This window comes from Amycolatopsis sp. MtRt-6 (assembly GCF_017308975.1).
Lineage (GTDB): Bacteria > Actinomycetota > Actinomycetes > Mycobacteriales > Pseudonocardiaceae > Amycolatopsis.
In genome coordinates this window covers 138,110-162,608 of the sequence record NZ_JADWPD010000006.1, presented here as the reverse complement: position 1 = coordinate 162,608, position 24,499 = coordinate 138,110, and the positions used below count along the sequence as shown (strand labels likewise).

Annotated in this window: 20 protein-coding genes; 9 read left to right on the top strand and 11 right to left on the bottom strand. The window is 73.1% G+C overall.

Annotated elements, in window-relative coordinates:
- The first annotated feature begins 10 nt into the window (after positions 1–10).
- The gene (locus I4Q55_RS13215; protein WP_242545884.1) at positions 11–745 is read left to right on the top strand and encodes a hypothetical protein; all 735 of its coding nucleotides are present in this window, start codon (positions 11–13) and stop codon (positions 743–745) included.
- Here the strand turns inward: I4Q55_RS13215 and I4Q55_RS13210 are convergent.
- From I4Q55_RS13210 to I4Q55_RS13170, 9 genes are all read right to left on the bottom strand, one after another.
- Entirely contained in the window at positions 742–1,494 is a 753-nt protein-coding gene (locus tag I4Q55_RS13210; protein WP_206787847.1) for a hypothetical protein, read from the bottom strand. The two genes, I4Q55_RS13215 and I4Q55_RS13210, sit on opposite strands and share 4 nt — an antisense overlap.
- Before the next feature lie 25 nt (positions 1,495–1,519).
- On the bottom strand, positions 1,520–3,088 hold the full coding sequence (gene purH / locus I4Q55_RS13205; RefSeq protein ID WP_206787845.1) for a bifunctional phosphoribosylaminoimidazolecarboxamide formyltransferase/IMP cyclohydrolase: 1,569 nt from the start codon (positions 3,086–3,088) through the stop codon (positions 1,520–1,522).
- A complete protein-coding gene (gene purN / locus I4Q55_RS13200) occupies positions 3,078–3,695 on the bottom strand; it encodes a phosphoribosylglycinamide formyltransferase (RefSeq protein WP_206787843.1) in 618 nt (205 codons plus the stop codon). Before purN ends, purH begins: the two co-directional genes overlap by 11 nt.
- A 77-nt stretch (positions 3,696–3,772) precedes the next feature.
- Positions 3,773–5,230: a DUF6350 family protein gene (locus tag I4Q55_RS13195; RefSeq protein WP_206787841.1), complete on the bottom strand. Its 1,458-nt coding sequence runs from the start codon at positions 5,228–5,230 to the stop codon at positions 3,773–3,775.
- A 137-nt stretch (positions 5,231–5,367) separates the two neighbouring features.
- Positions 5,368–6,186, bottom strand: a complete 819-nt coding sequence (locus I4Q55_RS13190; protein ID WP_206787839.1) for a DUF5336 domain-containing protein — start codon at positions 6,184–6,186, stop codon at positions 5,368–5,370.
- 209 nt (positions 6,187–6,395) lie between these two features.
- Positions 6,396–7,286 (bottom strand): succinate--CoA ligase subunit alpha, encoded by an 891-nt coding sequence (gene sucD, locus I4Q55_RS13185; protein WP_206787837.1) that lies wholly within the window; start codon positions 7,284–7,286, stop codon positions 6,396–6,398.
- A 1-nt stretch (position 7,287) separates the two neighbouring features.
- On the bottom strand, positions 7,288–8,457 hold the full coding sequence (sucC, locus tag I4Q55_RS13180; protein ID WP_206787835.1) for an ADP-forming succinate--CoA ligase subunit beta: 1,170 nt from the start codon (positions 8,455–8,457) through the stop codon (positions 7,288–7,290).
- Positions 8,458–8,574: 117 nt separating this feature from the next.
- The gene (locus I4Q55_RS13175) at positions 8,575–8,898 is read right to left on the bottom strand and encodes a hypothetical protein (RefSeq protein WP_206787833.1); all 324 of its coding nucleotides are present in this window, start codon (positions 8,896–8,898) and stop codon (positions 8,575–8,577) included.
- Positions 8,888–11,332: a hypothetical protein gene (locus I4Q55_RS13170; RefSeq protein ID WP_242545882.1), complete on the bottom strand. Its 2,445-nt coding sequence runs from the start codon at positions 11,330–11,332 to the stop codon at positions 8,888–8,890. The genes I4Q55_RS13175 and I4Q55_RS13170 overlap by 11 nt, the downstream gene beginning before the upstream one ends.
- 556 nt (positions 11,333–11,888) lie before the next feature.
- Between I4Q55_RS13170 and I4Q55_RS13165 the strand changes: the two genes are divergently transcribed.
- Entirely contained in the window at positions 11,889–12,569 is a 681-nt protein-coding gene (locus I4Q55_RS13165) for a M23 family metallopeptidase (RefSeq protein ID WP_206787831.1), read from the top strand.
- 792 nt (positions 12,570–13,361) lie between these two features.
- Here I4Q55_RS13165 and pcrA read toward each other — a convergent pair.
- The gene (pcrA, locus tag I4Q55_RS13160) at positions 13,362–15,776 is read right to left on the bottom strand and encodes a DNA helicase PcrA (protein WP_206787829.1); all 2,415 of its coding nucleotides are present in this window, start codon (positions 15,774–15,776) and stop codon (positions 13,362–13,364) included.
- A 348-nt stretch (positions 15,777–16,124) separates the two neighbouring features.
- Here pcrA and I4Q55_RS13155 point away from each other — a divergent pair, with 348 nt between their 5' ends.
- The 7 genes from I4Q55_RS13155 to I4Q55_RS13125 all read left to right on the top strand — a co-directional run bounded on the left by I4Q55_RS13155 (position 16,125) and on the right by I4Q55_RS13125 (position 23,511).
- The gene (locus I4Q55_RS13155) at positions 16,125–16,550 is read left to right on the top strand and encodes a DUF1707 domain-containing protein (protein WP_206787827.1); all 426 of its coding nucleotides are present in this window, start codon (positions 16,125–16,127) and stop codon (positions 16,548–16,550) included.
- Between the two features lie 162 nt (positions 16,551–16,712).
- Positions 16,713–17,009, top strand: a complete 297-nt coding sequence (locus tag I4Q55_RS13150; RefSeq protein WP_206787825.1) for a chorismate mutase — start codon at positions 16,713–16,715, stop codon at positions 17,007–17,009.
- Between the two features lie 65 nt (positions 17,010–17,074).
- Entirely contained in the window at positions 17,075–17,389 is a 315-nt protein-coding gene (locus I4Q55_RS13145) for a hypothetical protein (RefSeq protein ID WP_206787823.1), read from the top strand.
- 358 nt (positions 17,390–17,747) lie between these two features.
- Positions 17,748–19,436 (top strand): hypothetical protein, encoded by a 1,689-nt coding sequence (locus I4Q55_RS13140; RefSeq protein WP_242545880.1) that lies wholly within the window; start codon positions 17,748–17,750, stop codon positions 19,434–19,436.
- A 260-nt stretch (positions 19,437–19,696) separates the two neighbouring features.
- Positions 19,697–20,554: a hypothetical protein gene (locus tag I4Q55_RS13135; RefSeq protein WP_206787821.1), complete on the top strand. Its 858-nt coding sequence runs from the start codon at positions 19,697–19,699 to the stop codon at positions 20,552–20,554.
- Positions 20,555–20,769: 215 nt separating this feature from the next.
- Positions 20,770–22,404 carry a serine/threonine-protein kinase gene (locus I4Q55_RS13130; RefSeq protein ID WP_206787819.1) on the top strand — a complete coding sequence of 545 codons (1,635 nt, stop codon included), beginning with the start codon at positions 20,770–20,772 and terminating at the stop codon, positions 22,402–22,404.
- Between the two features lie 12 nt (positions 22,405–22,416).
- On the top strand, positions 22,417–23,511 hold the full coding sequence (locus I4Q55_RS13125; RefSeq protein ID WP_206787817.1) for a serine/threonine-protein kinase: 1,095 nt from the start codon (positions 22,417–22,419) through the stop codon (positions 23,509–23,511).
- Here the strand turns inward: I4Q55_RS13125 and I4Q55_RS13120 are convergent.
- Entirely contained in the window at positions 23,508–24,410 is a 903-nt protein-coding gene (locus I4Q55_RS13120) for a LysR family transcriptional regulator (protein ID WP_206787814.1), read from the bottom strand. The genes I4Q55_RS13125 and I4Q55_RS13120 overlap by 4 nt on opposite strands.
- Positions 24,411–24,499: the final 89 nt, after the last annotated feature.

Genomic DNA, 24,499 nt, shown 5'->3' with positions numbered 1-24,499 from the left:
GGGGGTGGCGATGACCGAACCGCGGAGACGGCTGATCCTGGGGGTCGTGCTCGTGGCGGTGGGCACGGCGACGGCCTGCGGGGTTTCCGGCGCCACCGCCGCGGCCCCGGCGCCGACGACCGTCGGCGCGCAGTGGCGCTCGTTCCGCGCCGACGTCACCGGCATCCGCCCCGGCGCGGACGACCACAGCCTGTTCGTGCAGGTCTCGCTGCCCGGCAAGGATCCCGGCTGCGTCCGGGAACCGCGGGTCGAACAGGTCGTGGAGGCGAAGACCGAGATCCGCGCCGACGTCGTCTACTCGACCCGGTCCGCGGCGGGCGGCTGCCAGGACAAGGTGCCCGCGGAACTACGGCTGACGACGGCGGACCCGATCGCGGACCGCACGGTCATCCTCAACGCCGACATCGGCAACGCCTGGCACAAGCTCGGCGCGGGCTGGGGCCACTGCGACCACCAGGGCACCTGCGCCCCGCCCGCCGACCACTGCGCTCCCGCGTGGATCGGTGCCGCGGCGTCCGCCGCCGCTGCCGTGGGCCCGGGCACCACCCGCGCCTGCGACCCGGGCTGGCTGGTCCTCGACTTCCCGCAGCAGCAGGCCGACCCGCCGGCCCGCACCGCTTTCCGCTGGAGCGACGCGGGGTGGACGTCGTTCGCGCGGACGCGGTCCGCCGGGTGCGCGGACATCCGGGCGGCCGAGCCGAAGTTCCCGGTCGCGCTGTGCAAGGCGCTGCCCGCGCCCGCCTAGCGCGGCAGCTTCTTGACGATCTCCGCGCCGACCGCCTGCACGGCGGCGTCGGTCTCCTCCTGCGGCATCGGCGAGTTCGAGAAGAACCCCTTGTCCCAGCCCGAGATGTCGAGGATGACGACGGTCGTGCCCTTCAGGACGTGCAGCTCGGACCCGCTGAACGCGCTCTTCGTGGCGAGCCGGACCAGCAGCGCCTTGTCACCGATGCCGCGGACCTCCGTCGGCGGGATCTCCGGCGCCTTCGGCGTGAAGAGGTCGTTCGCCTGCCGGCGCGCGCTTTCCCCGGAGTACCGGGTGATCTGGACGTGCATGGTGGCGTCGCGGACGTTCTCGCCCGGCCCCGGCTTCCAGCTGCAGCCCTGCTGCTTGAGGCCCGGCAGGTCCTGGGTGCCCTGGCCGGCCTGGACGAAGCTCGGGAAGCCCGCCTTCTCCAGCACCGGCGCCGGGACCTGGCACTCGGCGGGCACCGGCGACGACGACGGTGCCGCGCCGGTGCTCGCGAAGTAGTCGCTCGCGAAGATGCCCAGCGGGATGCCCGCGCCGAGCAGTACGACGACGCCGCCGACGATGCCGAGGATCAGCCCGGTCCGCTTCTTCTTCGGCGGTGGCACCGGCGCCCCGTACCCGGCGGGCGGGTATCCGGGCGGCGGATATCCCGGCTGCTGGGGATACCCAGGCGGATACCCGGGCTGCTGCTGCGGATAGCCCGGGTACCCCTGCTGACCTTGGCCGTACGGCGGTTGCTGCATCGAGCCCTCCCTCTCGAAGCGCGGTTTAGTGCGCGAAGTGGCGCGTCCCCGTCAGGTACATGGTGACGCCCGCCTTCTCCGCGGCCGCGATGACCTCGGCGTCGCGGACCGAGCCGCCGGGCTGCACGATCGCGCGCACACCCGCCTCGACCAGCACTTCCAGGCCGTCCGGGAACGGGAAGAACGCGTCCGACGCGCCGACCGAGCCCTTGGCGCGGTCACCCGCCCGGGCGACCGCGAGGCGCGACGAGTCGACCCGGTTGACCTGGCCCATGCCGACGCCGACGGTCGCGCCGTCGGCGGCCAGCAGGATGGCGTTGGACTTGACCGCGCGCAGCGAGCGCCACGCGAACTCGAGGTCGCGCAGGGTCTGCTCGTCGGCCGCGGCGCCGGTGGCGAGCGTCCAGTTCGCCGGGTCGTCACCGGAGGCGTCGATCGCGTCGACCGTCTGCAGCAGGACGCCACCGGAGATCGGGCGGAATTCGACCGGGAACGCCGGGGCCGCGGGCAGCTTCAGCAGGCGGATGTTCTTCTTGCGCTGCAGGATTTCCAGCGCTTCGGCGTCGAAGTCCGGGGCCAGCACGACCTCGGTGAAGACCTCGGCGATCTGCTCGGCGGCCTCGCGGCTGACCGGCCGGTTCGTCGCGATGACGCCGCCGTAGGCCGAAACCGGGTCGCACGCGTGGGCCTTGCGGTGTGCCTCGGCGATGTCGGCGCCGATCGCGATGCCGCACGGGTTGGCGTGCTTGATGATCGCGACGGCGGGCTCGGTGAAGTCGAACGCGGCGCGGCGGGCGGCGTCGGTGTCGACGTAGTTGTTGTAGGACATGGCCTTGCCGTGCAGCTGCTCGGCGTGCGCCAGGCCAGGGTTCTGGCTCTTGTACAGCGCGGCCTTCTGGTGCGGGTTCTCGCCGTAGCGCAGGACGTCGGCGCGTTCCCAGGTGGCGCCGAGGAAGTCCGGGAAACCGGCGTCGACAGTGTCCTGGTCGGGGGCGTACGCGCTGGCGAACCACGAAGCGACGGCCGTGTCGTACGCCGCCGTGTGCGCGTACGCCTGCGCGGCGAGGCGCTTGCGGTCTTCGAACTCGAAGCCGCCGCCGGCGACGCGCTCGAGCACCCAGCCGTAGCGGGCCGGGTCGACGACGACCGCGACGCTGCCGTGGTTCTTCGCCGCCGCGCGGACCATGGCCGGGCCGCCGATGTCGATGTTCTCGACGCAGTCCTCGAAGCTCGCGCCGGAGGCGACGGTCCGCGCGAACGGGTAGAGGTTCACGACCAGCAGGTCGAACGCCGCGATGTCCAGCGTGCGCAGCTGCTCGACGTGGTCGGGGTTGCCCTGGTCGGCCAGCAGCCCGGCGTGCACGCGCGGGTGCAGCGTCTTCACCCGGCCGTCCAGCGACTCCGGGAACCCGGTGACCTGCTCGACCGGCGTGACCGGGACGCCGGCGTCGGCGATGGCCTTCGCCGTGCCGCCGGTCGAGACGATCTCGACGCCGGCCGCGTGCAGGCCGGTCGCGAGGTCCAGGAGGCCCGCCTTGTCCGAGACGCCGATCAGCGCCCGGCGGACCGGGCGCCGTCCCAGGTCAGTGCTCACGAAATGTCACCTTTCGTCCGTCCACGGCGCAGCCGCCGCGGCCGAGTCGCTCGATCGTTTCCACCAGCAGCCTGCGTTCGACGGCTTTGATCCGTTCGTGCAGGACGTCTTCGGTGTCGTCGCTCTCCACGACGACGGCTTCCTGGGCGATGATCGGCCCGGTGTCGACCCCGGCGTCCGCGAAGTGCACGGTCGAGCCGGTGACCTTGACGCCGGCTTCGAGCGCGTCGCGGACCGCGTGCATCCCGGGGAAGGACGGGAGCAGCGCGGGGTGCGTGTTGATCACCGTGAACCGGCCGAGGAACTGCTCGCCGAGGATCTTCATGAACCCGGCGGAGACGACCAGGTCGGGCCGGTACGCGGCGACGGCCTCGGTGAGCGCCTTGTCCCACGCCGCGCGGTCGGGGTGGTCGGCGACGCGGACGGTGAACGACGGGATGCTCAGCCGCTCGGCGCGGGTGAGCGCTTCGATGCCGGTGCGGTCGGCGCCGACGGCGACGACCTTGGCCGGGAATCCGGACCGCCCGGTGGCGTCCAGCACCGCCTGCAGGAGGGTGCCGGAGCCCGACGCGAGCACGACGAGCTTCACCGGGGTGGGCAGCTCCAACCGTTGAGACAGAGCGGGCTCCTTGCCGCGGGCGGTGCGCAGCCGGGCGCACGGCGCTTCACCAGGTCACGTAAACCCTAACGGTCGCCCTCGCCCGGCTCGACGTCGCCGCAGGTCTCGGTGCCTCCGGTCACAGCCTCGTCCGGTTCCGGGGCTTCTTCCGCGGGTTCTTCGAGGCCGAGCTCGGCGTCGGCCTCGGCTTCGAACTCCGCGTCCTCGTCGGGTTCTGCTTCGTCCTCTTCGGACGCTTCGGACGCTTCGAGCTCCTCGACGGCTTCGGACGCTTCTTCGGCGTCGACGGCTTCGGCGTCCTGGAAGGCTTCGTTGTCCTCGAGCGCTTCCGGCGGCGGCGCGGGCGGCTCGTGCTCGCCCGCGAAGAACGCGACGAACGATCCCGGGATGACGATCCAGCAGAACGCGACGACCGAGGCGACGCCGACGGGGACGCTCACCGGGTCGAACGGCCCGTCGCCGAGCCGGCCGCCGGCCAGGGTGCCCAGCAGGACGCAGCCCAGCGCGACGACGGCGCCGGCCACCGCCACCGCGCGGATGCGCTGCGCCGGGTCGGCGGCCACCCTGCGCAGCGACCAGCCGACCAGCGCCCCGGTCGCCGCGGGCAGGACCAGCAGCGCCGGCCACCACGCCGCGTGGTGCTCCGGCAGGCCGCCGAGCAGCGGGACGGCGGGCACGGCGCCACCGCGGTAGCCGAACACGCCGACGGTCAGCGGCCCGATCGAAAAGCCGGGCCCGGTGACGAAGGACATCGCGGCCGTCACGGCGTTCGGCAGGTACAGCAGCGAGAGCAGGAAGAGCCCGGCGCTCGTGCCCAGGCCGGGTTCGTACGTGCCGGCCACCGCCGGCCACGACAGCCCGGTGGCGACGGTGAACACGGCGGCCCCGCAGGCAGCCAGGACGGCCAGGCCCAGCGCGCCGGCCCGCAGCCCGCGCAGTGCGAGCGGGTCGAGGCGGTCGGCGACGACGTCCGGCAGCCCACACGACCGGGTGATGCCCGCGCCGGCGGCCGCGGCGGCGAGCAGACCGGGCACGGCGAAAGCCACCAAGGGGTTCGCGGTCACCGGTGAGCCCTGCGCGCACAGGGCGATGACCAGCCCGAACACGGCGTGCGCGCCGCTGATCGCGATCAGCACGGGCACCGCGTCGCCGAACGACCGGCAGCCGAGGCGGCGGGCGGCGCCGGACGCCGTCCGCGCGGCCAGTGCGAGCACGCCCAGCGTCGGCAGCAGCGGCAGCACGCCGAGCGGGTGGCCGCCGATGCCGAGGCGCACCTGGTGCGCGGCGAGCCAGCCGGGCCCGGCGGCCAGCAGCACGCCGGTGCCGGAGAAGGCGGTGCGGCCGGCGGTGAGGGCGACCAGGGCCAGCACGGTCGCGACCGCGGCGTAACCGGTGACGAGCGGGCTGAAGGCTGAGGCGAGCAGCACGCGCACCCGGGAGGCCGCCGCCGGTTCGGGGCCGGGGTCGCCCACCGTTTCACCCGGCGGGTGGGGGTCGTCGGTGAGCAGCTCCATGATCCGCACCCTGACATCCGCGCTGCTCCGTCCGGGTGAGCCACGCCGCCGCCGGATGGCGCGGCTCACCCGACCGGGTCACCCCGGACGCAGAACACCCGCTGTGACACGGAGGGTCACAGCGGGTGTTCTGTTCGACGACTACGTCAGTTCGACTTGCCGAAGCCGCCGGGCGGCGTGCCCGGGTTCTCCGGCGGCGGCTGCTGGAAGAACTGGCCCTGCTGCGGGGCGTACGTCGTGGCCTGCTGCCCCGGCGGCGGCGTGGTCGACGGCGGGTTCGGCGAGCCGTACTGGCCCTGCGAGAACGGCGCCGACGGCTCCCCGGTCGGAGCGACCGGCCCCGGCCCGTGGCCCGGCTGGCCGAACTGCTGACCCGGCTGACCGGGCTGGCCCGGCTGGCCCGGCTGGCCCGGCTGGCCGAACTGCTGCTGGCCCTGCTGGCCGGGCTGACCGTACTGGCCGCTGTAGGACGGCGCGGCGGGCTTCGGCGCCGGCGGCTTGATGACGTCCTGCTCGATCAGCAGCGCGCCGACCGCGACGAGCATCTGCAGGATCCCCAGGATCAGGATGACGGTGACGATGCCGGGCGAAGTCTGCATCCCGATCAGCGTGTCGAGGACACCGAGCGCGCCGAGAACGCTGAACAGCGCCGCGAACGGCAGCGTCTTCGGGCCCTTCGGCAGCAGCTGCATCGCGGCGAGCAGGCCGCCGCCCAGCAGGAACACCCCGCCGAGGCCGACGTCGCCGGTGTCGGAGAAGCCGAGGAAGTACTGCACGACGCCGAGCCCGGCGACGACCAGGGCGAGCAGCAGCGGCAGGTTCTGCGCCAGGCCCGGCCCGCCGGCCGACGCCTGGTGCGAGTGCGGCGGCTGCTGCTGCGCCGGGAAGCCACTGGACGGCGGTCCGGGGGGCTGCTGGCCGCCACCCTGCTGGGGGTAGCCGGGCCCACCGCTGGGGAAGGTCATCGGATGCACTCCTGTCGGTTCGACCGGCACTCCGGGCGCGCGCGGGCGCCCGGAAGAAGACGAGGCGGCTTGTGTGCGCAGAACGCTAGCGCACTCCGGGGCCACCAGCCCACCAGACGTGTGAATACCCCGCGCGGTTTCGTGCCGAACGCGGAAAGGCCGGACACCCCCGCGGGGTGCCCGGCCTCACCAGGAGTTACGCCGCAACCTCAGCCGAGGCTGTTGTACAGCTCACGCGCGAGGACGGCGGTCTCGCTCGGGGTCTTGCCGACCTTGACGCCGGCGGCCTCGAGGGCCTCCTTCTTCGCGGCGGCCGTGCCGGAGGAGCCCGACACGATGGCGCCGGCGTGGCCCATGGTCTTGCCCTCGGGCGCGGTGAAGCCCGCGACGTAGCCGACGACCGGCTTCGTCACGTTCTCCTTGATGTACGCCGCGGCGCGCTCTTCGGCGTCGCCGCCGATCTCGCCGATCATCACGATGACCTTGGTCTCGGGGTCGGCCTCAAACGCCTCGAGGGCGTCGATGTGCGTGGTGCCGATGATCGGGTCACCGCCGATGCCGACCGCGGTCGAGAAACCGATGTCCCGCAGCTCGTACATCATCTGGTAGGTCAGCGTGCCGGACTTCGACACGAGGCCGATCGAGCCGGGGCCGGTGATGTCGGCCGGGATGATGCCGGCGTTCGACTTGCCCGGGCTGATCACGCCGGGGCAGTTCGGGCCGATGATCCGGGTCGTGTTGCCCTTGGCGACGGCGTGGGCCCAGAAGTAGGCCGAGTCGTGCACCGGGATGCCCTCGGTGATCACCACGGCGAGCGGGATCTCGGCGTCGATCGCCTCGATGACCGCGTCCTTGGCGAACTTCGGCGGCACGAAGATGACCGACACGTCGGCGCCGGTCTCCTTGATCGCCTCTTCGACGGTGCCGAAGACCTTGAGGTCCTTGCCCTCGATGGTGACGGTCTGGCCGGCCTTGCGGGCGTTGACGCCACCCACGATGTTCGTGCCGGACTTCAGCATCTTGGTGGCGTGCTTCATGCCCTCGGAGCCGGTGAGCCCCTGGACGATGACCTTGCTGTTCTCGTTCAGGAAGATCGACATCTCACGCACCTGCCGCGGCGAGCTCGGCAGCCTTGTCGGCCGCGTTGTCCATTGTGTCCACCACGGTGACCAGCGGGTGGTTCGCGTCGGCCAGGATCTGGCGACCCTCGACGACGTTGTTGCCGTCCAGGCGGACGACCAGCGGCTTGGTGGCCTCGTCGCCCAGGATCTTCAGGGCCTCGACGATGCCGTTCGCCACCGCGTCGCAGGCGGTGATGCCGCCGAAGACGTTGACGAAGACGCTCTTCACGTCGGTGTCGTTGAGGATGACGTCCAGCCCGGCCGCCATGACCTCCGCCGACGCGCCGCCGCCGATGTCGAGGAAGTTCGCCGGCTTCACGCCGCCGTGCTTCTCGCCCGCGTACGCCACGACGTCCAAAGTGGACATGACGAGGCCCGCGCCGTTGCCGATGATGCCGACCTGGCCGTCGAGCTTGACGTAGTTGAGGTTCTTGGCCTTGGCCTTCGCCTCGAGCGGGTTCTCCGCGTCCTTGTCCACCAGGGCCTCGTGGCCCGGCTGGCGGAAGTCCGCGTTCTCGTCGAGGGTGACCTTGCCGTCGAGGGCGATGATCTTGTCCTGCGGGTCGCGGACCAGCGGGTTGACCTCGACCAGGGTGGCGTCCTCGGAGACGAAGGTCTCCCAGAGCTTCACCACGACGTCGGCGGCTTCGTCGATGATCTCGGCCGGGAAGTTGCCGGCCTTCAGGATCTCGAGCGCCTTCGCCTTGTCGACACCGGCGATCGCGTCGACGGGGATCTTCGCGAGCGCGTCGGGGCGTTCGACCGCGAGCTGCTCGATCTCCATGCCGCCCTCGGCGGACGCCATCGCCAGGAACGTGCGGTTCGCGCGGTCCAGCAGGAAGGAGAAGTAGTACTCGGACGCGATGTCCGAGGCTTCGGCCACCAGCACGCGACGCGTGATGTGGCCCTTGATGTCGAGGCCGAGGATGGCTTCCGCCTTCTCCTTCGCCTCGTCCGGCGTCTGGGCCAGCTTGACGCCGCCCGCCTTCCCGCGGCCGCCGACCTTCACCTGCGCCTTGACGACGACCTGGTTGCCGATCTGCTCCGCGGCGGTCTTGGCTTCTTCGGGGGTGCTAGCCACGGCACCCGGCAGAACCGGTACTCCGTGGGCGGCGAAGAGATCCCTCGCCTGGTACTCGTAGAGGTCCACTACTCCAGTCTCCTGACGACACGCCACTGTGGTGGTCCGTTTCCGGACCGCGCTGTCGGACCAGTCGAGGTTAGCGACCTGCGCAGACGCAGGGGACTCCGCACCTGGTGAAGTCGGTCACCGTGCGCGGTCAGACGGTGCTTCACCGGTGTGAGACCGCCCACCGGCAAGCCGTTTCACCACCTCCCCGGCGGTCGCGGCCGTGAAGACGGGGACGTCGCCGAGCACGGCTTCGAGGTCTCCGGGCGGCGCGGCGCCGAGCACGCCGACCGCGTCCGGGTCTTCCTGTTCGGCGGTGCTCCGGAGCTGCTCGAGCGTGTCCAGCAGGCCGGCGTGGACGACTTCCACGCCGTCGTCGCGCAGGACGCGGGCCAGCGCGACGGCGGCCGGGTCGGGCTTGGTGAATTCCACGAGCAGCACCCGGAGGCGCTCACGGCGCACGGCGTCCCCCGGCGACGGCCAGGCCGGCGGCGACCAGCAGCGCGGCCGTGGCGGCGAGCGCGACCCAGAACCCGGTGGCCGGGCTCGCGCCGCCCAGCGAGCCGCCGACGAGCGGCAGTTCGGCGGCGTGCAGCGCGGTGAGCAGGGCGGCCCCGGCGAGCAGCGCGGCGGCCGGCTTCGGCCGGGACCGCGTCGCGAGCGCGGCCGCGCCGACGACGACCGCGGCGGCGGTCAGCAGGCCCCACGACGGGGTGTCGAAGCGCGACCAGAGGCCGGCGGCGGCGTAGCCGGGAACGGCGAAGACGGGCAGCCCGAACGCGGCGACGGCCAGGATCGCGCCGGCCACGGCGGGAGCGAGGACGTTGCCGCGGCCGGCGTCCTCCCCGGCGTCCTCGCGTTCGACGACCCCGGTGCCGGCGGCGGCGAGCGCGGCGAGAACGGCGAGCACGAGCGCGACGAACGTCCCGGCGGCACCGGCGCCCAGGTCGTAGGTGAAGACGGGCGCGGCAGTGCCCCCGAAGCCGGCGAGGTTGCCGGCCTGGGTGGCGGTCAGCGCGGTGTTGAGGACGGCGGTGCCGGCGAGCACGATCCCGGCCCAGGCGACGCCGAGCACCGGCCGCGCGACGGCGGCGGTCCGCGGGACGAGCACCCCGGCGGCGGGAACGGCGAGCACGACGGCGGCGACGAGGAGGAACCACCGGGCGGGGCTGTCGGCGGCGGCGCTGACCGGCGTGACGGCGCCCGGGTTGAGCGCGGTGACGGCGACCTGCGGGGCGAAGGCGCCGATGAGCGCGGCGAGTGTGGTGGCGAGGCCGAGCAGGCCGGTGGTGAGCCGCCACCAGAAGAGGCTGGGCAGTTTCGCCGTGCCGGCGAGGTCGGTCTTCTCGGTGCTTTCGGTGGCTTCGGTCAGCCGGGTGGCCGCGAGTCCGGCGATGCCGGCCGTCGCCAGGAGGGTGAGGACGGGTCCCCAGGTGACGTGCAGGTCGTCCCGGAAGAGCCCGGCGAGAACGGGCGGCGCGGCCACCCCGAAGGCCGCGGCGGCCAGCCCGCCGAGCGCACCGCGCGCAACGTGTTCGGCCGGAGCGGCGAGCGCGAGCGCGGCGGCCAGCGGCAGCGCGGCGGCGAGGAGGAGGTAGCCGCCGAGGGCGGGCCACGGCCCTTCGAAAGCGGCGCGGGCGAGCAGGAAGCCGGTGTCGGAGTGGACGGGAGCGGTGAGCAGCCCGGCCCCGGCGACGACGGCGAGCAGCGGGACGAGCAGCCGCCAGCGCCGTCGTTCGGGTTCGTCGTGACTCCGGAGGGCCCGCCAGGCGGCAACCCCGGCGGCCCCGGTGAGCAGGTGCCCGGCGACGAGCAGCCAGAACCCGGCGCCGACGGACGAGCTGCCGAGGAACCGGTCCGGCAGGTAGAGCTCGGGCCGGATGGTGAGGGGGCCGTTGACGGCGAACTGGAGGTCGAGGACCAGCCGCCCGGGAGCGAGGGCGGCGAGCCCGAGGAGCAGCCCCCCACCGAGCGCGGGCCGTTTGCCGGCAAACCACACGGCGGCGGCGACGGGGCCGAGCGCGAGCAGGGCCAGCCAGGGCCAGCTGGTGAACCCGGGACCGGCGGCGGGAGAGACGGGGACGAAGGCGGCCGCGGCGAGGGCGACGGCGCCCAGTCCGGCGAGGGTGAGGGCGGGGGTGAGGTTCGCGGTGTCGTCGGCCCAGGTGGGGGGTTCGGTGGTCGCGGCGCTTCGCGGGGTGGCGGGTTGCTTGCCGGTCGCGGAGGCGCTGGGGGTGGCGGGTTGCTTGCCGGTCGCGGAGCCGCTGGGGGTGGCGGGTTGCTTGCCGGTCGCGGAGCCGCGGGGGGTGGCGGGTTGCTTGCCGGTCGCGGAGCCGCGGGGGGTGGTGGGCTGCGGGGGCTTTGGGGATGCTTGCGCGGCTCGGCCGGGGCTCGAGGGCTCGGTCGAGCCGGTGGCGGCGGTTCGCGCGGCGGTCTCCTGCCCGGCTCGGCTGCCGGGGAACGGCTCGGTGGGCGGCTCGGCCGGCCGGCCCGCAGAACCGGCTTCACCGCCGCGCGCGCCGGGGGCGGGCCGCGAGAGCTCGGCGGATTCCTGCCCGGCTCGGCTGCTCGTGAACGGCTCGGTGGGCGGCTCGGCCGACCGGCCCGCAGAGCCCGCTTCGCCGCCGCGCTCTCCCGGGGTGGTCTCGGGCTCCGAGGGCCCGCCCGGCTTCTGCCCCGTCTGGCTGGTGAACGGCTCCGTCAGGGGCTCACCATGCCCCTCCGCAGAGCGACCGGTGTCCGCCGAGCCCGCCGCGGGGCTCGCGGCCGCCTCGGGGGTGGTGGCCGGGGATGGGGCGTCGGCTTCCGGCCGGGCCGGATTGGCCGATCCTCGCGCTTGGGGGTCCAGGCGGGGTTCGGGGGTGCTTCCGGGGGGAGGCTCTGCGCGTGGGGGCATATTGCCCGCGACGCTAGCAAGGCCCGGACCTCCGGGGAGCGTCGCCGGGGCGCGAGTCGTCGAATGCGCTTCAACCTCCTCTCGCAAACCTTTATTCCGGTCTCCGGGCGCCGCCAAGACCGGGAGACGGCCTTTCGAGGCTCTCGGAAGGCGCGCAAGCCTGTAAGGCAAGTCACACCGAACGCCGTAAACAGGGTCTAACTTTGGGTGATTTCCACAGGTGAACGCTCTGCCGCCTCCACCCGTTCGGCCGACAGCGGGGGCACATCTTGCCGACAGCGGTACCCCTTCGTTACTGTCCCGGGGTCCCCATTACAGTCAGGTCACGAAGTAGGACGCCGAGCAAACCACCCCCGAGGTTGGCTCACCGGGTTCCCCCGCCCGCAGTCCTCGACCCGGCTCCCCGACGATGGAAGGCCCTGTCTTGGCTTCACACCGCTCCCCCGGCGGCCAAGCTCCTTCCCCGGCACTGAAGGACGCGCTCGAAGGCGCGGTCGTCCGTGTCCGGGGTGCGCACCGCATCGCCCCGCCCTCTTCGGCCCTTCGCGGCCGTGTCGTGGTTGCCGCTGTTGCGGCTGGTGCGTTCGCCGCCGCTGCTGCGGGTTCGACCCTCAAGACAGTCACCGACTCCAACACCGCCGTCACGCCGCTGGCCAACAGCCAGGACGCCAGCGCTTCGCTGACCGCGGGAGGTGCGGGCTCCGGGGGTGCCCCCGAGCTCCTGCCGACCGGCCACGCCGTCGACGCCTCCGCCGAGGCCGCCAAGCTCGCCGACAGCGCCTCCATCACCCAGGCCCGTGAGCAGCGCGAAGCCGACGCCGCCAAGAAGGCCGCCGAAGAAGCCGCTCGCCCCAAGACCTGCCTGCCCGCGCACGGCACCTTCACCTCGGGCTTCGGTGCCCGGTGGGGCACGAGCCACCTCGGCATCGACATCGCCAACTCGATCGGCACCCCGATCTACGCCGCCTCCGACGGCACCGTGATCGAGGCCGGCCCGGCCAGTGGCTTCGGCCTCTGGGTCAAGATCCAGCTCGACGACGGCACGATCCAGGTCTACGGCCACATGAACAGCTTCTCCGTCAAGGCGGGACAGAAGGTCAAGTGCGGCCAGCAGATCGCCGAGATCGGCAACCGCGGCCAGAGCACCGGCCCGCACCTGCACTTCGAGGTGTGGCTGAACGGCACCAAGAAGATCGACCCCCGGCCCTGGCTGGCCGCGCGCGGCGTCGTCATCTGATCCGCTCGTTCCCCACCCGCCCGCCGGCACCGACCGCCAGGCGGGCGAAAACACCGGAAACCCGGTCGTAGCACCATGATCCGCCGCCGCAGACCGAAGGCACTCCTCGGCCACGCGTGTGCGGACACCCGCCGCCCGGAACAACAACCAGGACGGCCACCGGCGGCGACCCGCCACGGAATCGCCGCCAGAGCGAGCGAAGACTCTCCGCGCGGCCGGAACCACCCCCAGCGCCGGAAAACCGCGCCACGGGCCCCTCAGCGCGCGCAACCGCCTACCGCTGCCCGCCCGGCAGCCGCCGGATGAAGTAAGCCACCGCGATCTGCCACACCGTGCAGAGCTCCGCCGGCCGCCGCACCGGCAGCCAGCCCCAGGGCACGGCTCCCCCCGCGCCCCCCGCGGAGCGGACACGCGCGGCGCTCCGGGCCCTGGTCGTCCAGCGGCGTCCCCGGCCGCAGGTGACACAACGCCCGTCCGCGCCGAGCTCGTGCTGCCTGAGCAGCGCTCGCCAGGCGGCGGCCAGCCGGCACGCCTCCGCTCCCGCACGCGTAGGAGTTCCCGAAGTCCCCGCAGGTTCCCGACCCCGATCCGGAACCGTCGTCCCCAGGACTCCTCGCAGATATTTCTGTACCCCTTCGGCCAGCAGGCCAAACAGCACCGCGTCCACACCACACTACTCCCTTCGTCGAACCTTTGTTCGATCGCAGGGTCAGTTGTACCGGGTGGGTACGACGATTCCGGCGGCGATCGGGGAGATCGCCGCCGGATTCACTCGGACGAGTGGTGTGCCGGCTAGAGCTTCACCATCGGGACGCTGCCGATCAGCATCAGGCGGACCTTGCCCGCCGCGCCGAAGTCGATCGTGGCCGTCGCGCGCGGGCCGACGCCGTCGCAGGAGATCACCGTGCCGAGGCCGTACTTGTCGTGGCTGACGCGGTCGCCGACGTCCAGCTTCAGCGCCACCGTGTCCTTCCAGCCCTTGCCGAACGACGGCGTGCCCGAGGAAGACGGCGAAGCAGACCGGCGGCCGCCCCAGGTGGTCGCCGCCCGCGGTGTCCCGCGCGAACCGGAGCCGAACGAGCCGAAGCCGCTGCTCGACGGCTCCAGCCGCCGCCAGTCGACGAGGTCCGGCGGCAGCTCGTCGAGGAACCGCGAAGCCGGGTTCATCGACGGCTGGCCCCACGCCGAGCGCGTGATCGCGCGCGAGACGTACAGCCGCTTCCTGGCGCGCGTGATCGCGACGTACGCGAGCCGCCGTTCCTCGGCCAGCTCGGTCGGGTCGCCCAGCGCCCGCATGTGCGGGAAAACGCCGTCCTCCCAACCGGTGCAGAACACCACCGGGTACTCCAGGCCCTTCGCGGTGTGCACGGTCATCAGCGTGACCACGCCGGCACCGCCGTCGCCTTCCTCGCCGCCGTCGGGCGAGGGCACCGAATCGGCGTCCGCGACCAGCGACACGCGCTCGAGGAACGCCGGCAGCGAGCCGGGCGCCGGGACGCCCTCCTCGACGACCAGCTCGGCGTTCTCGTCCGCGACGACCTCGGCGGTGATCTCGGTGAACTCCCGGGCGACGGTCACGAGCTCGTCCAGGTTTTCCACCCGCGTGTGGTCCTGCGGGTCGTCCGACTCCTCGAGCTCGACGCGGTAGCCGGTCTTGTCCAGCACGGCGGCCAGGACGTCGTGCACCTCCGCGCCGTCGGCGACCAGCGTGCCCAGCTCGTCGAGCAGCGCCACGAACCCGCCGATCGCCTTGACCGAGCGCGGGTTCAGCAGCGGCACCCTGCCCTCGACGGCGTCCCGCAGCGCCTGCGCGAACGAGATCCGCTCGCGCTCGGCGTGCGTCGCCACGACGGCCTCGGCGCGGTCGCCGATGCCGCGCTTGGGCACGTTCAGGACGCGCCGCAGGCTGACCGTGTCCTCCGGGTTCGCCAGCACGCGCAGGTACGCGATCATGTCGCGGACCTCGCGGCGCTCGTAGAACCGCACGCCGCCGACGACCTTGTACGGCAGGCCGAGCCGGATGAAGATCTCTTCGAAGACGCGGGACTGGTTGTTGGTGCGGTAGAAGACGGCGACGTCGGAGTAGTCGGCTTCGCCCTTCTCCGCCAGCGCGTCGATTTCGCCCGCGACGAACGCGGCTTCGTCGTGGTCGTTGTCCGCGACGTAGCCGACGATCTTCTCGCCGTCGCCCGAATCCGTCCACAGCCGCTTCGCCCGGCGGTTCGGGTTCCGCTCGATGACGGCGTTGGCCGCGGACAGGATCGTCTGCGTGGACCGGTAGTTCTGCTCCAGCAGGATGGTGTGCGCGTTCGGGAAGTCCCGCTCGAACTCCTCGATGTTGCGGATCGTCGCGCCGCGGAAGGCGTAGATCGACTGGTCGGCGTCGCCGACGACGACCAGCTCGGCCGGCTCGACACCCGCCTCGTTCGGCGCGGTCCCGGCCAGCTCGCGGACCAGGGTGTACTGCGCGTGGTTCGTGTCCTGGTACTCGTCGACCAGCACGTGGCGGAACCGCCGCCGGTAGTACTCGGCGACGTCCGGGAACGCCTGCAGCAGCGAAACCGTGCGCATGATGAGGTCGTCGAAGTCGAAGGCGTTGGCCTGGTTGAGCCGCCGCTGGTACTCGCCGTAGACCTCGGCGACGCGGCGCTCGAGGTCGTTGCCCGCGTTCGCCGCCGCCGTCTCGGGGTCGGTGAGCTCGTTCTTCAGGTTCGAGATGTGCACGGCGAGCGTGCGGGCGGCGTAGCGCTTCGGGTCGATGTCGAGATCCCGCGCCACCAAGGTGATCAGCCGCTTGGTGTCGTCCGAGTCGTAGATGGAGAAGCTCGACGACATGTCCAGCGTTTTGGCTTCACGGCGCAGGATCCGCACGCACATCGAGTGGAACGTCGAGACCCACATGGCGTTCGCGCGGCGCCCGACGAGGGCGGCGACGCGCTCGCGCATTTCGGCGGCGGCCTTGTTGGTGAACGTGATCGCCATGATTTCGCCGGGGTGCACGCGGCGCTGCCCGAGCAGGTAGGCGATCCGGCGGGTCAGCACCCGGGTCTTGCCCGATCCCGCGCCCGCCACCACCAGCAGCGGGCCACCGGCGTGGGTGACGGCTTCGCGCTGGGCGGGGTTGAGGTCGTCGAGCAGCTCGGCCTGCCCGCCGGCGGCGGGCTTGCGCACAGGGGTCGCGGCGGGGAGATCGAAGAGGGTGTCCATCGTGGCGTCCACGCTACCCCGGGTGGGTGGGAGTGCGGCACAGCGTGTCGACGCGGGTGGTGCGGTGTCGGGCGGGGTGGGGTTCCACCGCGGCCCGCGGACGGACGGCCGCGCGGGTGAGCTGTCGCCGCGGCGGCTCGCGCGCCGGCCGGCGGGCGGGCGCGCGCCAACGGGCGGGGTGGGCGGGCCAGCGGGCGGGTGGCGTTCCACCGCGGCCCGCGGACGGACGGCGCCGCGGGTGGGCCGCCGCGGTGGCTCGCGCGAGAGCGGCTACGGCGCCGGGCGTAGCGGAAGGTGCCGCCTGGCGTCCGACGCGCCGCGGGCTCTCCGCGCGGAGCATCGATCGGCATGGAAGACACCCGCTCCGCCCGCATCCGGGCCGCCGACGCCGATCGCGAACGCGTCGCCACCGCCGTCCAGACCGCCGGCTCCGAAGGCCGGCTCACCCTCGAAGAGGTCGAAGAACGCCTCGGCCGCGTGTACGCCGCGCGGTTCACCGACGAACTCGGCGCGCTCACCGCCGACCTGCCGCGGCCCGCGCCGCCGTCCGCCGGCTTCCCGCTCAGCCGGGCGGTGCTGCGGCGCCATCCGGCCCTGCGCGTCCACCTCGCCGTGGTGGTCGCGGTCGCGGTGCTGGTGATCGTCCGCTGGGCGGTGCTGGGTGCCGGGTTCTTCTGGCCGGCGTTCCCGGTGTTCTGGCTCGCGGTGAGCCTCTTGGTTCATGCTCGGGTGCGCTCGGCCCGGGAGCGCCCCCGCGCCGCTGTGCCATACTGATCGCATGCGGCACCACACGGAGCGATTTTTTTACGGGACCCGGACTCCGGCTCCCGTGATCGCGTAGTGCCCGAACCGCCATCACACCAGCCCCGGAGTCCGCGGACCCCGGGGCTGTCGCCGTCCCTGGGGCCGGGTCCGGGCTTCGAGGAAGAGGTCCCGATGAACGCACACGCGACGAACGCCGACGGCCAGCCCGCCGAGCACACCCCCGCGGGCGACGACATCGCGTCGCTCCGCGAGGAGATCGACTGGCTGGACAAGGAGATCCTGCGGCTGGTGAAACGCCGGGTCGAGGTGTCCAAGACGATCGGCGCCGCGCGGATGGCCGCCGGCGGCACGCGCATCGTCTACAACCGCGAGATGGACGTGCTCGCGCGCTACCGGGAGCTCGGCCCGGAAGGCCGGCAGCTGGCCATGGCGCTGCTGAGCCTGGGACGCGGGCGGCTCGGCCGGTAACGGTTGCGGCGAATTCGGGGACTTCCCCGAGGCGTTCGCGGCCCGGGAGCGGGCAGACTGGGTTCATGGACTGGCTCGTGAACCTCATCGCCGTCATCGTCGCGCTCGCGAGCGTGCTGGCCGCGCTGGGCCATGTGGGGTATCTGGCGCTGCTGAACAACGCGGCGGGTAAGCGTGCCGGGGGCGCCCCGGTCGCGCAGTACGTCAGGAGCAGGTGGGCCGTTGCCGGCGGTACCACCGCGGCCTCGCTGTTCGCCTGGTTGCTCACGGCCGGGGGACCGACGCTGGACGTCTTCGCGATCATCGTCGCCGCGGGTAGCGGCGTGGTGGCGACGAAGGCGCTGCAATCCACGCGGGACCGTTACCGCACGGGAGGCTGAAACTCCTGATCAGGGGCGATGGCGCTGCGTGAAACTTCGCAGCGTCACCATCGCCCGTTCGGTCGCGCCCGACCGAGTGAAACCTGTGCAACTTGCAGGTTTGGGGGCGACTTTCTCCGCCGGATGCTCCTAGGGTTGGCGTTGTGAGGACCCTTGCGTCTGGGTCGGGCGATGCCCGCAGGACGCGCGGGGGCACTGGCCCCGCGCGCCCCCAGTCGCGTGCGCGTGCATTTGCGCTGGATTCCGAACAGGATTCCGCGCGTGATTCCGAACAGGATTCCGCGCGTGCGGGTGCTCCGATCGGGTCGACTCGCTCGCCGATGGCGTCAGGACCGTGCGGCCGGGTGGTCGAGCTCACATGAGCCAAGGCACGGAGTTCCACGGACGCGGCACCGCGCCCGCGCATCCCGGACGGCACCGGCGCGGCGGCGCGGAGAGCTGGACGCCGCCGCTGCCGCAGCACCGGCCTGTGCGGCACCACGCGGCCGGCGACTCGTCGGCCGAGCCGCCGGCGGCCGGTTCGCCGGCGGTCGGTTCACCGCCCCGGTGGCAGCACGCGCCGGGCGGCTCTCCGGAGCCGGGCTTGCGGCACCACGCCGCCGGGCCGGGCTCGGCCGACCAGGCCCCGCAGTCCTGGCACTACACCGCGCCCACCGGCGCGGGGATGGCCGACGCCTCGCTGTACTACGCCGACCCGGGGCCGAACGGCTCCCATCCGTTGCGGCAACACGCCGCCGACCCCGCGCACAGCCCGGCCATGACCGGCGCCGACCCCTCGCTGCACTACGCCGCCGGACCCGGCTCGAACGGCTGGGCCGTGACCGGCTCCCCACCCTCCTGGCACCACGCCGGTGGCACCACGCCGGCGATGGCCGGCTCGGCTTCGCTGCCGCACCACCCGTACGACGACCCGGGGGAGGTCGGTACCCGCCCTTTCCGGCACTGCGCCGGCGATTCCGGGCCGGCCGATCCGCCGGTTTCCGGGTCCCTGCCGCTTCCCCAGCCGTCGCTTCCCCAGCCGTCGCTTCCCCAGCCGCGTGACCGGCGGCTCGCGCAGCCGCTCTTCCCCGCCTCGCACGGCAGCCTGCCGCTCGACGACCTCGATGATGACACGCGCGACGCCGAAGACGACGAGCCCGAAAGCCGTGCCGACCAGGCCGCCCGGCGCACGCGCGTCTCGCTGGCCGCCCCCGTTCCGCGGCGGGTCGACCTCGATGAAGACGACGTCCGCGTCTACTCCGCCCCTCCGCTCGACGCGCTCGGCGGGCTGGGCGGCTTTGCCATCGGGTCCGTGCCCGCTTCGGTGACGCCGCCGAAGACGTGGCGGAAGGCCGCCTGGTTCGCCACCGGGGCCTCCGGCGCCGTCGTCGTCGGGCTCCTGTGCGCCGGGTCCTTCCTCGTCGGGAAGCCGCCGATGGACCAGGCCGTGCAGGGCGCCTGGCCCGGCTACCAGGGCGTCCCCACGATCGCCGACCCCACCGATGACCGGACGCCGCCCACCGAGGGCGGGTCCGCGGCCGGGCCGGAAACCGCTTCGCGGCCGGACAACGCCGCCGGGACGACGCGGGCCGGCGGTGGTGGCGGGCCGGTCGACGGCGTCGCTCCCCCGCGCGACGACAGCGACGACAGCGCCGCCGCGTCCGAGACGGCGCCCACCGGGCACGCCAAGCCCAGCGCGCCGCCGCGGAAGCCGCCGGTCACGCCCGCCCAGCGCGAAACCCCCGTCAAGCCGCCGTGGTGGTACTCCTTCCCGCCGGATGCTCAGACCATGGGGGACAACTCGGAGAAGTTCTTCAACACCGTCACCACCGACCCCTCCGCGGCGTCGTCGGTGACCACCGGGCAGCTGCACGACCAGGGGCCCCAGGCGCTCGCCCAGCGGTACGCCGGCATCGCCTACTTCGAGGTCAAGAAGGTCAGCATCGACCAGCAGCGCGGCGTCACGGTGAACACCGTCGAGGTCACCCACACCGACGGCAGCAAGACGCTCGAGGAACGCACCCTGACATTCGGGGACGGCGACAAGATCACGGCTGACGGTCAGTAGCCAATTCTGCACGTGCGGTTCGCCCGTTCCGATGCACGTGCGGTGCGCCGAGCGGTTATGCCTGGTCCGGGTGGGTGACATAAGCTGCCGCTCGTCGTGTTGCGACGGCATTCCGGCGACAGAGCCTGGTGGTCGCCGTCCGCACAGGGTTACCTGACGACAGCGAATCCGGAAACCGGCCACGAGTCGGCCAACCGGACCAACGGCAGCCCGGCCGAACGGCCGAGCCGCCGTCCCCGGAACCCAGAGCGAGGACTTTCGTGCTTGATCGGCAGCGCACACGGCGTGAGTCACCCCACGCCGTCCGCGTCGAGGACGTCATCCCGGCGGAGATCCTGGACGGTGTCGCCGACGCCGACCGCGATCACCTCGAGCAGGTCTTCCGTGACCCGCAGCGGTTCCTGCCGTCGCGGACCGAGCCGGTCCGCGAACCGGAGCAGGCCGAGGACGCCGGCGAGCCGGAAAGCCGGTTCGCGCGCCGCGCGAAGCTGACCGGGCTGGTCGCCGCGGGCGCGCTCGTCGCCGGCGCGGTGATCGCCGCGCCGATGCTGACCAGCTCCCACCGCGCCGTCCCCGCCGGTGGACAGTCCACGCCCGCCGGGTTCACCGGCGCCGCCGAGCTCGGCGGCCTCGCCGTGCCGCAGCACCAGGCCGGTGGCAGCGCGCCGGAGCGGCACAGCACCGTGACGCCGGGCACGCACGCCGAGGACACGCCGTCGGCCCGGCCGGCGGACGGCACCCCGCGCACCCAGGCACCGCAGGCCGCGGCCACCCCGGTCCCGGACAAGGCCGCCGACGCCCGCAGCGCGAGCCGCAAGATCCAGGCCGTCAAGGACTTCTACGCCAAGATCGCCCGTGACTCCGCGGGCGCGCTGGCGTTGCTGAGCCCGGCGCTGGTCGACGGCGCGGCCGGCGAGCTGGTCCGCACCTGGAGCACGATGGACGCCATCGACGTCCAGGAAGCCGACACGCAGATCAAGCCGGACGGCTCGATCCTCGCGGTCGCGACGCTGCACCGGCCGGACGGCGCGCTGGTGCGCGTCACCCAGCTGTTCCGGGTCGCCGACACCGGCGGGTTGATCACCGAAGCCGAGCTCGTCTCGGCCCAGTACATGTAGCCCACCGCGATCACCCCTTCACCCCTGGTTCAAGTGCCCGTGCCGGATTCGTGTGCGCAGAGTGAGCGCCTAGCCTTGTCACGGGCCGGTCTCGGAAAAACCGGCTCAGAGCCCACGACATGTGCATACGCTCCAGCGAAGCGGCGTGTTCGTGGCCGCGTCACCAGGCACCGATCCGCACGCCCTGGTGAAGTCGGAGCCCAAAGGGAGGTCGCGTGAGCGACGAGGGTCGTCTGGTCGCCGATCGATACCGCATCGTCGGCCGGATCGGCACGGGCGCGATGGGGGCCGTCTGGCAGGCGCACGACGAGGTCCTGGGCCGCACGGTGGCCATCAAGCAGCTCCTGCTCCAGCCCCACCTGGACCAGCACGACGCCGAGGACGCCCGCCAGCGGACGATGCGCGAGGGCCGGATCGCGGCCCGGCTGCACCACCCCAACGCGATCTCCGTGTTCGACGTCGTCACCGACGACAACGGCCAGCCTTGCCTGATCATGGAGTACCTCAACTCCACCAGCCTGGCCGCCGTGCTGCAGGAGCGCCGCACGCTGCCGCCGACCGAGGTGGCGCGCATCGGCGCCCAGGTCGCCGCGGCGCTGCGCGAGGCGCACGCGGTCGGGATCGTGCACCGCGACATCAAGCCGGGCAACATCCTGCTCGGCGGCAACGGCGTCGTGAAGATCACCGACTTCGGCATCTCGCGGGCCAAGGACGACGTCACGGTCACCAAGACCGGGATGATCGCCGGTACCCCCGCCTACCTGGCCCCCGAGGTCGCCATCGGCGGCGAGCCGGGGCCGGAGTCCGACGTCTTCTCCCTCGGCTCGACGCTCTACGCGGCGTGCGAGGGCCAGCCGCCGTTCGGGCTGTCCGAGAACACGCTGAGCCTGCTGCACGCCGTCGCCGCCGGGCAGATCAACCCGCCGCGCCAGTCCGGGCCGCTGGCCAGCGTGCTGGCCGTGCTGCTGCACCCGGACGTCGAGCACCGGCCGACCGCCGAGGAGTGCGAGGAGCTGCTGGCGGCCGTCGCCCGCGGCGAAACCCCGCTCGGCGGCCCGGCGGACGAGACCATGATGGCGCCGTCCGCCGGCGTCCTCGGCGCGGCCGCCGTCGCCGACCCGAACGCCACCCAGATGTTCGACGAGGTCCCCGCGGGCCACTCGGGCACGCTGCTCGGCGGCGGTGCCCCGACGCAGGCCGTGCCGTACTACGACGAGGACGACTACCCGGAGGCCACCGGCTACCCGGAGGACGACTACGACGGGTACGACCACTACCGCGAGGACGACCGCCACGCGGCCGGGGGCGTGCCGCCCGGGCTGGCCGCGACCCGCGCGGTGCCGGTGCCGCCGCACGAGCACGGCGGGTACGAGGACGACTACGACGATTACGACGACGACCCCGTGCCGCCGCCCCCGGCCCGGTCGCGGCCGCAGATGAGCCCGGTCGACGACGATGACGAGAAGCCCGGCGCGTGGAAGCGCCCGGCGATCATCGGCGGCATCGTGGTCGTGGGCCTGGTCGCGCTCGTCGTCTGGCTGCTCAGCCCGAACAACCCGGAGGCGCCGGCCGCGCCGGTGTCCACCCCCAAGCCGTCGCCCGTCGCGACGTCGGAGACGCCGCCGTCCACGACGGACGACCCGGTCAGCACGGCCGACGTGCCGCCGCCGGTGACGGAGACGACGTCGTCGTCGAAGCGGGCGACCACGTCGCGGAACACCGAACCGGCGCAGACCTCCACACCGAGGTCGACGACGCCGAGGACGACAACGCCGACTTCCGACTCGCCGACGCCGACCGATACGACAACGACCGGCGGCGCGACCACCAGCGCTGCCAACGGTGGATGATCGAGGACCGACTTGAGTTCTGAAGGCACCATCGTCGGCGGCCGGTTCCGGCTGGACCAGCCGATCGGCCGCGGCCGCGCCGGCATCGTGTGGCTGGCGTTCGACACGCGGCTGTTCCGCACCGTCGCGATGAAGCGGATGTACCTGCCGGTCGGCGCGGGTGAACGCGCCGAGCAGGCCCGCGCGGGCGCCATGCAGGAGGGCAAGGACGCGGCGCGGATCGAGCACCCGTGCGCGATCAAGGTGTTCGACGTGCTGCCGGACGGCCAGGACGTCTGGCTGGTGATGGAGTACATCCCGTCGCGCAGCATGGCGACGTTCCTCGCCGAGCACGGCAGGCTGACCCCCGACCAGGCGGCGCAGCTGGGCATCCAGCTCGGCAACGCGCTGACGGCCATCCACGCGGCCGGCTTCGTGCACCGCACGCTCGAGCCGGGCACGGTGCTGCTGGCCGACGACGGCGGCGTCAAGCTCACCGACATCGGCATCAGCGGCGGCGGGCCGCACGCGGCGTACGTGGCGCCCGAGGTGGCGCGCGGGCTGCCGGGCACGCCGGCGGCGGACGTCTTCTCGCTCGGCGCGACGCTCTACACCGCCGTGGAGGGCGTGCCGCCGTTCGGCGAAGACGGCCAGTCGTCCGAGCGCCCACCGCAGAATTCGGGTGTCCTCACCGAGGCGCTGCGCAAGATGCTGCGCGCCGATCCGGCCACGCGGCCCACGATGGCGGACACCGTCCACTCGCTGAAGGCGATCACCGAAGGCCGCGAAACGGCGTTCATCCCGCCGACCGCGCCCGGGATGCCGCCGCCCCCGCCGCCGCCCTTCAACCCGGGTCTGGCGCCCGCGGGGCCGCCGATGCCGCCGTCGGGACCGCAGTTCCAGCAGGTGATGCCGATCGCCGCGCCCGGGTACGCCGGAGCGGAGGAGACGCAGCGGATGCAGCCGGTGGCGCCGCCGACGCAGTACGCGCCGCCGCCCGCGCCGGGTGCTCCCCAGCCGGCTCAGGCGTGGAACCTGCCGGTGTCGAAGAAGACGCTGATCACCGTGGCCGCGATCCTCGCGGCGGTGCTGGTCGGCATCCTCGTTTCGGAGCTGTTCTTCGTCTAGGCCACCTTGGCGGTCGCCGCGCGCATGGCTTCCAGCAGCGTGCGGACGGCCGGGTGGCCCCACGCCCGCGTCGCCACCGCGGCGTGGATCGTGCGGACCGGCTCCGGGTGGCGGATCCTGCGGACGACCACGCCGGGGTGCGGCGCGCCGAGGCCGAGCTCGGGGATCAGGCCGACGCCGATGCCGGCGGCGACGAACCCCTGCGCCGTCTGGTAGTCCTCGGACTGCACGACGACGTTGGGCGTGAAGCCGGCGGACGCGCAAGCGCTGTCCAGGATGTCGCGGCAGACGCCGGGGAGGCCGTCGACGCCGACCCACGGTTCCTCGGCGAACTCCGACAGCTCCAGGACGCGCTTGCGCGCCAGCGGGTGCGTCTTCGGCAGCACGGCGCGGTACGGGTCGTCCAGCAGGTGCACCAGCTCGACCCCCTTGCCCGGCGGGGTCCTGCGCGGGAAGACGGTGATCGCGACGTCGGCGTTGCCCGCTTCGACGTCCACCATCGGGTCGTCGGGTTCGACGAGCTTGAGGTCGAGGCGCACGCCGGGGTGCTCGCGGCGGACGGCGGCGATCGCGGGCGGGACCAGCGACGCGCCCGCCGTGGCGAAGTAGCGGATCGAGACGCGGCCGATGTGGCCTTCCTTGAGCTCGGTCAGGGCGGCTTCGGCCCTGGCCAGCTCGGCGCTGAGCGTCTCGGCGTGCTCGGACAGCAACGACCCCGCGGCGGTCGGCCGGACGCCGCGCCCGACGCGTTCGAGCAGCTCGGTGCCGGCCTCGCGTTCGAGGGCGGACAGCTGCTGGCTGATCGCGGACGGCGTGTAGCCGAGGTTCCGGGCCGCGGCGGTGATCGACCCGCTGGTGATGACGGCGCGGAGAACCTGCATGCGGCGGACGTCGAGCATGCTCCGGATCGTACAGCTCGGCTTAAGTGTCCCTGCAGTTATTTTCGCTTGTCCTTACGTCTGGCGCGGGCAAAGCTGGCGCTTGATCG